Source organism: Archangium sp., assembly GCF_057119385.1.
Window position 1 is genome coordinate 73695 of record NZ_DBNGVP010000074.1, and the last position, 7993, is coordinate 81687.

Genomic DNA, 7993 nt, shown 5'->3' on the forward strand with positions numbered 1-7993 from the left:
CTTTCAGCGCTCGAAGTCGAGCGTGACGAGCACCGAGCGCCCCGGTGACGGCACGCGCCCGAGGCTGTAATCGACGTTGCGGGTGAAGAGGCGGGCATCCAGGACGTTGTTCACCCCGAGCCCTACCCGGAATTGCGTCTGCTCCACGCGGAACGACTCGGAGACGTGGACGTTGGCGATGCAGCCGCCGGGCACCAGGCCCTTGGAGCCGCTGGCGTTCTCCTCCACGGTGTTCTCCGCGTCGGAGAAGGCGTCCGTGCGGCAGGAGCCATTCACGTTGCCCGTGAGCGTTCCCCGGCGGTACGCCACGCGGAACGTCCCCTCGTGCCGCGAGGCATACGGCAGCCGGTTGCCGGCGAACGCTCCCGAGCGCTGCGTGGCATCCAGGTACGTGTAGGCCAGCCGCACGTCGAGCGCCCGGAAGGGGTGGAAGCCCAGCGACGTCTCCAGGCCCTGGTGCCGCGCGTCGCCCAGGTTGCGGAAGCCCGTCGCCGCGTCGATGAACTCCAGCTTGTTCTGGAAGCGCATGTCGAACCACGTCAAGCCCACGTCCAGCCACCGCAGCGGGAAGACGCGCGCGCCCAGCTCGAGGTTGTCCGCCTTCTCCGACACCAGCTCGTTGCCGAAGGTGATCTGCGTGAACTGCACCGGCCGGAACGAGCGGTGGTAGTTGCCGAACAGGAACAGGGGCTTCACCACCTGGTAGCCGATGCTCAGTCCGGGCAGCACGTCCTGCGTGGCGTTGTGGTTGCGCACGCCCTTGAGGCGGTCGTCATGGCGCAGCGCCAGGTACTCGAAGCGCAGGCCGGGCGTCACCTTCAGCTGGCCATCCAGCAGCGAGAGCGTGTCACTCACGTACCCGGCGAAGGCGTGCGTGCGGAAGAACCAGTCGCGCGTCACGGTGAGCACGTCCGTGGCCAGGTCCCGGCTGTCCACGAGGTAGTCCACCCGCTCGCCGATGTAGCGCAGCCCCCACGTCACCTCGTGCGGCACCAGCGCCTCGAAGGGCAGCACCTGGCGCACCTCGGCGCCCCACACCCCGTAGTCGCGCGGCGAGGAGGACAGCTTCGTGGGAGTGCCCCCGGCATCGAGCGGCGTGGCGAAGGAGAACCCGCGGTGGGCCTGGTGGCCGAACACCGTCACGCCGAGCGCGCCGGCGCCGAGCTTGCGCGTGAGCGACACCGAGCCCCGGAGGGCGTTGCCGTCGAAGCGATCCAGGGGACGCTGCGAGCGCGTCACGTCCTGCTCGTAGGCCTCCGGCGTGAGCGCACCCGGCAGATCCGAGCCCGCCTGGTAGTACTGGAGCTTCGCCTTGAGCGTCAGCACCTCCGAGGGGCGCCACTCCGCGTCACCGAGGAGGTTCACCGCGCGCGTATGGGAGTGGGCGCGGAAGGAGTCACCCAGCAGGGCATTGGCCTGGAGCTGCAGGCCGAGCCGCTCGGAGAGGAACCCGCCGGCCCGTGCGTAGGCATCCCCCAGCGCCAGGCCCTCGGGCCCCAGCGCCACGCCCATGCGCCCGGCGACGAGCAGCTCCCTGGGAATGGACTTCGTGACGAGGTTGATGACGCCGCCCACGTTGTTGGGCCCGTAGTGGGTGGCGATGCCGCCGCGCGCCACGTCCACCGCCTCCAGCGTCTGCAGCGTCACCGGGAAGAGCGACAGGCCCGTCTGGCCGTAGGGCGCGGGGCTGACGGGAATCCCATCCATCAACACCAGCACCTGCTCGCTGCGCGCCGGGGACAGGCCGCGCATGCCGATGTTGGGCAGCAGGCCCGTACCGCTCTCGTCCTGCACGCGCACGCCCGGCACCACGCGCAGCGCGTCGTCCAGGGTGCGTGCGCCCGAGTTGGACAGGGCCTGCTCGTCCAGCACCGTCCGCGCACCGGCGTACGTGCGCACCGTCCGCTCCGAGGGCGGACCCAGCCACGTCCCCGTCGCCGTCAACGGCGCCACCTGGAGCGCTCCGTCCGCGCCCTCCGCGGTGGGCGTGGCCTCCACCGGCTCCGCGGCGGCGGCGGGAGGAGACTCGGGAGAAGCTTCGGGAGGGAGCCCGGCAGAAGGCTCGGGAGGGCGCGCGGCCTCGGACAGGGGCACGGGCTGCGTGCCCGCCTGGGGCCCCCCGTCCTCCGCCCTCGCCAGCGACGAGAGCGCGCACACCGCCAGCAGCACCGGGACACGGGCCCCCCTGCCATGGCACGGAATCGTGAAACTGAGAATGCGCATCAATTTCATTTTCGAGGGAGAGGAAGACCTGGAGGGAAGAAGCATGCTCATGGGGAAGGACGCGGTGCGGGGCGAGGGCCGGGAGTGGACTCACTCCAGGCGGTATTGGAAGGGGACATCCACGGCGATGCTCTGGCCGAGCTCGGCGGGAGGCGGTGGAAAGGGAAGGGACTCGCGCACGGTGCGCAGCGCGGCGTCGCACAGCATGGGGTGTGGACAGGGGCCGTGCACGCGCATGCCCAGCAGCTGGCCCCCGTGGCCGATGGACACCCGCAGCGTCACGACGCCCTCCAGCCCCAGCTCCTCGGCCTGCGGCGGGTACTGAAAGCGGGCGGCGATGCGGCTCCTGAGGAGCTCCTGGAGGTAGCTGCTCGTCAGCGACTGGCGCTGCTCGCGAGTGAGGGACGGAGGAGGAGGCGGCGGCGGTGGCATGAGCGCGCCCGCGCCCCCGACGCCTCCGCCCGGGGAGCCCGCCACCGCCCCGATGCCTCCACCGCCGGCCTCGGCGCCCGGAGCGGCCTCGGCGGGGGGGCCCTCCGCGACGTCCGCCGGAGCCTCCTCGGTGGCCTCCACCGTGGGCTCCGCGGGCGGCGGGCGCGCAGCGGGCTGTTCAACGGCGGGGAGCCTCGGGGTGAGGACCCGCGCCGGCCTGGACACGTGCCGGCGCACGGGAGCGGGCCTGCTCGCGTGCGGCGGGGACGGGGTGGGAGCCGGGGCCGCCGGAGCGCGCGCCACCATGAAGCTCAAGGCGATCTCCCGGGAGCCCCCTGCCCCGCCGGTGGACCCGGGCGCCACCACCCGCGAGGAAGCCCCCACCGAGAGCAGGAGCAGCGCGGCCCCGTGGACGGCGAGGGCCACGAAGGCGGCCTTTCCGAAACGCCCGCGGCTCGCGCCCTCGGCGCGCGGCTGGAGGACGGCGCTGAACAGGGGGTGTGCGGGCGCTCCCGTGCTGGCCGGGACACGGCTCTCACTCGGGACCTCCGTTCTCTCCCACCGCTGCATGGCTGCCTCCGCCACGGCGCCTCCTCGAGACTCAAGAGCGATTTTGCGAATCAGAATCAACTTCCACGGACGAGTTGTTACTTCACCGGTCGTCATCAGGTCAAGTAGGACCCTGTTCGCGGACCGTGACCTCGCTTGCGGTCTCGAAAGAGACCCTGGCATAGGGTCCAGGTCACGGATGCGTGACACCCTTCTCCAGGAGCTGTTCGGAACGAGCCAGGTGGCGGGACGCCTGTGGGTGGCGACCCTGCTGCTGGCCGCCTGCGCAACGGATGGGACGCGGGTGGCCGAGCCGGTGCCAGGTGCCACGCGAGCGCCTCACGGCCGCGTCCAGGTCCGCTTGGAGACGGAGGAGGGCCCGCCTCGGAGCTTCGTCCCTCCGCGCGTGAGGCCCGTGGAGGTGACTCCAGCGCAGTTCGACGCGGCCATGGCCCGGCTGGTGGCCGGATTGGAGTTCCCCTCCCCTTCCCGCCATCGGCTGGCGCTCACCTCATGCGCCCAGCCAGCACGGGAGGACGCCGCGGCACGGCGTACCCTGGCGCTGACCATTGCGCTGGGTTCTGTCTGGGAAGGCTCGGTGGACGTCGGAGGCTTGCCGAGCAAGCACCGCCTGCCGACCATCGAGTCCTGGCGCAAACCAAGGTTCACCGAGGATGGGAAGATCCTGCCCTACAAGGGGAGGAGGAACCCGCCCAAGCCCATCACGAACCTGGGCCGTAACCGGGCCGGCCAAACCATCACGGATGGCAAGAACAACGTCCGATTCGACAAGGATGGATTTGCCGAGTTCGATACGAAATTCGAAACCATTCTGGATGATATCCACATTGGCAGTGGGCGTTCCGAACAGCACATGAGAGCAGCCAACCGAAGGCTCTTCGATGCAATCAAGTCGGAGCCTGGCCTGGCCAAGGAACTCGGACTGAGCAGAACAAGCATCGAGCAACTCTTGACTCTGGACAGAGCTCCAAGAGGATACATCTGGCACCATCATCAAGATGTCTGCAGGATGCAACTCGTACAAGAAGAAGCACATATCCTCTCGCGCCCACACACGGGAGGCATGGCAATCTGGGGCGGAGGACACCCGTGACGACACTGAGATGGATACCTTATCTTTGGGACGAAGCCCACCCAGCGACCTCTAGAGAGCTCGAGCAACTCGAGCATCGGTTGGGCATTGCCTTTCCCACGGCCTACAAGGAATTGGCCGTTCAGTATCAGGGAATGACTCCCCATCCCGCTGTCTTCAACGTGGGCAGAGGCACCAATGTCGTCAATGTGCTCCTGACGATCATCGAAGACACCCAGTGGCGCACATACTCCGTCATGCGTGCGTACGAGGCAGTGAAGCCCCATGTCCCCCGTGGCATCTACCCATTCGCCAGCACCCCTGGTGGTGAGTACTTGTGCTTCGATTACAGAGAATCATCGGAGCAACCCAAGATCACCCTGGTCACTGTGGAGATGTTCATCTACCCCGTAGCGGACAGCTTCAATGACTTCATGGCCCGACTGCATGACGGCGATGATCCGCATGCATAATCTCGTCACGCCCGGCGGAGCAGGCGAGCCTACCTGGAGGGCTTCCACCGCTTGCGCAGGACGGCGGCCTGCTCGGGGGCGTGCCATGCCAGACACCCATCGCAGGAGCATCCTTGGAACGAGCCAGGTGGCGGGACGCCTGTGGGTGGCGACCCTGCTGCTGGCCGCCTGCGCAACGGATGGGACGCGGGTGGCCGAGTCCATCACCGGCGCCACGCGAGCGCCTCACGGCCGCGTCGAGGTCCGCCTGGAGACGGAGGAAGGCCCTCCGCGGAGCTTCGTCCCTGCGCGCGTGAGGCCCGTGGAGGTGACTGCGGCGCAGTTCGACGCGGCCATGGCCCGGCTGGTGGCCGGATGGGAGTTCCCCTCCCCTTCCCGCCATCGGCTGGCGCTCACCTCATGCGCCCAGCCAGCACGGGAGGACGCCGTGACGCGGGGCTATCGGTTCTGGTGCGAGCGCCGAGGCACTCCGGGCGATTGCCTGTCACTGCTGGGCAACGCGCTCTCCCTGGGGGCCGAGGCACGGCGTACCCTGGCGCTGACCATTGCGCTGGGTTCTGTTTGGGAGGGCTCGGTGGATGTCTGGGCCGGCATGGTGGACCCGGTGGCGTTGCAGTCCATGGTGATGTCCGCGCTGGCCGGCTACCTCGTCATGCTGGCGTTTCCCAATCCGGTGACCCAGGCGGCCGCCGTCTCCTTCGGCTGCTTCATGGTGGCCTGGCTGGGCGTGGACACGGCGTGGAGCCTGCTGCAGGGCTGGAGGCAGTTGGAGTTGGAGACCCAGCAGGCGCGAACCTTCGCCGAGGTACGCGAGGCCGGTGAGCGCTTCGGCCGGGTGATGGGCGCGCAGGTGGGTCGCCTGCTGGTGATGCTGGCGACAGCGGCCCTCGGCTCGACGACGAACCTGCTCATGAGAGGGCCGGGGCTGCCGGGCTACGCACAGGCGTCCCTCATGGCCAGGACGCAGATGGGCCTGGAGCTGGCGGCGGTAGGGCAAGTGCGGCAGGTGCTGGTGGGCCAGGGCAGCCTCACCCTCACACTGGCTCCGGGCGCCCTCGCCATGGCCTCCCAGGGCACGGATGGAGGCGGAGACGCGCCGAGCAAGCACCGCCTGCCGACCATCGAGTCCTGGCGCAAACCAAGGTTCACCGAGGATGGGAAGATCCTGCCCTACCAGGGCACGAGGAATCCGCCCACGCCCATCACGAACCAGGGCCGTAACCGGGCCGGCCAAACCATCACGAATGGCAAGCACACGATTCGCTTCGACAAAGATGGATTCCCCGAGTTCAACTCCAAATTCGAGACCATCCTGGATGACATCCACATCGGCAGCGGCAAGTCCTCGGCACATCAACGCGCAGCCAATACGAATCTGTACCGGGCAATTGAGCGGGACCCCGACCTGGCGAAGGAGCTCGGATTGAGCCAGTCGGATGTATCCAAGCTCTTGAAATCGGACCTCCCTCCGAACCGCTATACCTGGCACCACCACCAAGACGTCGGAAGGATGCAGTTGGTTCTACGCGAGGAACATCGACTTGCCACCCCGAATACAGGTGGGATGGCCATATGGGGTGGAGCCTATTCACCATGAAGATTTCCTGGGAACCCTACGTCTGGGACGCACCGCATCCGGTAGCACCAGGAGAGTTCGAAGTACTTGAACGACAGTGGGGCGTGTCGCTTCCCGATGAATACAGGAGTATCGCCTCCATTCATCAAGGAATGACTCCCAATCCGCACATCATCAACATTGGTAGAGGCGATTCTTCCATATGCACCTTCTTGACCATCAGCGAGGATGAATCGAGCCGCGTCTACTCCTTACGAGACGCACACAATCTCCTGAAGACCCGCACTCCGCCCGGCGCTTATCCATTCGCCCTGACCGGCAGCGGCGAATACGTATGCTTCGATTACAGGGACGCTCCGAGCCAGCCCAGAATCGTCCTCGTCACCGTCGAGATGGACATCTACCCCATAGCGAACAGCTTCTCCGAGTTCCTGGAGAAGCTGCATGACTAGGTAGCCATGAAGCTCCAATGGGAAACCTACTTGTGGACCGAACCCCATCCGGTGGACTCATGGGTTCTCGACCGGCTCGAGCAACAGTGGAAGGTCAAGCTACCTGAGCTTTACAGGGAACTTGTCTCCGCATATCAGGGGATGGGGCCAGCGCCTTGCGCTTTCGATGTTGGCACAGGCAACGACGCGTTCAGTGTCTTGTTGATCGTCAGTGATGACAGAGAAAAGGAAGCGTACTCCATCAACAAGGCGCATCGTGTACTGGAGCCACATGTTCCAGCGGGGATCCTTCCCTTCGGTCTCACTCCCGGCGGTGAGTACTTGTGCTTCGACGACAGAGACTCACCAGGGCAGCCCAGGGTTGTCCTGGTGACGGCGGAAATGTCCATCCGCCCCGTCGCGGACAATTTCACGCTGTTCATGAATGGTCTCTACAGTGGATAGGCTGTCCCCACGTGGCACGGACAAGTGGCGGGCTCCCTCCTGGCGGCAAGCCTGCCGGAAGAGAATCGCCTCTCTGCCGCATACTGGAACAGTGACGACCTGAGGAGGAGGTCAATGACAATGGCTGTTCGATGGATGGGTCATCTCTGGCAAGAACCCCACCCCACCACTCCAGATGAGATCAACGCCCTCGAGCGCGAATGGGGGGTGTGGTTTCCCGACGAGTACAAAAGAATCGTCTCCACTCATCAAGGTATGACTCCAGAGCTCCCCGTCTTTGATGTGGACCAAGGCACCGATGTTTTCAATACGCTCTTGACGATCCATGAAGATGAGAAATGGCAGGTGTATTCCGCGAGGGGAGCATTCGAAGCGCTCAAGCCGCATGTCCCCACGGGGATATTCCCATTCGCCGACACTCCTGGCGGCCAGCACATATGCTTTGACTATCGAAACACACCTGCGCAACCCACAATCGTCCTTGTCACCGTTGAGATGGACATCTACCCCATCGCGAACAGCTTTTCCGAATTCCTGGAGAAGCTGCATGACTAGCACCAAACGCCGAATGAGGCGGGGACGGGTAGCTTGCAGTGTTCCGCTACTTGGAGCAGGCGGAGCAGGCGGAGCAGGCGGCGCTCGCGCGCGGCTTGAGGCCCCACTTGCGAGCAGACAGAGAAAGAGACTGGGCGGCCGCTCTGACTTGAGAGGTTGTGTAGGGGTCCCTACCGGAGCGGACAGGAAGCGGCTG

Annotated in this window: 8 protein-coding genes; 6 read left to right on the forward strand and 2 right to left on the reverse strand. The window is 66.1% G+C overall.

Annotated features, from left to right (window positions below):
• Window positions 1-3: 3 nt before the first annotated feature.
• Both AC16DP_RS17650 and AC16DP_RS17655 read right to left on the reverse strand, forming a co-directional pair.
• Window positions 4-2223 carry a TonB-dependent receptor family protein gene (locus AC16DP_RS17650; RefSeq protein ID WP_329727062.1) on the reverse strand — a complete coding sequence of 740 codons (2220 nt, stop codon included), beginning with the start codon at window positions 2221-2223 and terminating at the stop codon, window positions 4-6.
• A 90-nt stretch (window positions 2224-2313) separates the two neighbouring features.
• Complete coding sequence (locus AC16DP_RS17655; RefSeq protein ID WP_329727063.1) at window positions 2314-3240, reverse strand: energy transducer TonB; 927 nt, start codon at window positions 3238-3240, stop codon at window positions 2314-2316.
• A 385-nt stretch (window positions 3241-3625) separates the two neighbouring features.
• Here AC16DP_RS17655 and AC16DP_RS17660 point away from each other — a divergent pair, with 385 nt between their 5' ends.
• The 6 genes from AC16DP_RS17660 (at window position 3626) to AC16DP_RS17685 (ending at window position 7797) form a co-directional block, all read left to right on the forward strand.
• The gene (locus tag AC16DP_RS17660) at window positions 3626-4318 is read left to right on the forward strand and encodes an HNH endonuclease (RefSeq protein ID WP_329727064.1); all 693 of its coding nucleotides are present in this window, start codon (window positions 3626-3628) and stop codon (window positions 4316-4318) included.
• Window positions 4315-4770, forward strand: a complete 456-nt coding sequence (locus AC16DP_RS17665; protein ID WP_329727065.1) for an SMI1/KNR4 family protein — start codon at window positions 4315-4317, stop codon at window positions 4768-4770. Before AC16DP_RS17660 ends, AC16DP_RS17665 begins: the two co-directional genes overlap by 4 nt.
• 85 nt (window positions 4771-4855) lie before the next feature.
• Window positions 4856-6367 carry an HNH endonuclease gene (locus tag AC16DP_RS17670; protein WP_329727066.1) on the forward strand — a complete coding sequence of 504 codons (1512 nt, stop codon included), beginning with the start codon at window positions 4856-4858 and terminating at the stop codon, window positions 6365-6367.
• On the forward strand, window positions 6364-6798 hold the full coding sequence (locus AC16DP_RS17675; protein ID WP_329727067.1) for an SMI1/KNR4 family protein: 435 nt from the start codon (window positions 6364-6366) through the stop codon (window positions 6796-6798). Before AC16DP_RS17670 ends, AC16DP_RS17675 begins: the two co-directional genes overlap by 4 nt.
• A 6-nt stretch (window positions 6799-6804) precedes the next feature.
• The gene (locus AC16DP_RS17680; protein WP_329727068.1) at window positions 6805-7242 is read left to right on the forward strand and encodes an SMI1/KNR4 family protein; all 438 of its coding nucleotides are present in this window, start codon (window positions 6805-6807) and stop codon (window positions 7240-7242) included.
• Window positions 7243-7356: 114 nt separating this feature from the next.
• The gene (locus AC16DP_RS17685) at window positions 7357-7797 is read left to right on the forward strand and encodes an SMI1/KNR4 family protein (RefSeq protein WP_329727069.1); all 441 of its coding nucleotides are present in this window, start codon (window positions 7357-7359) and stop codon (window positions 7795-7797) included.
• Window positions 7798-7993 lie beyond the last annotated feature (196 nt).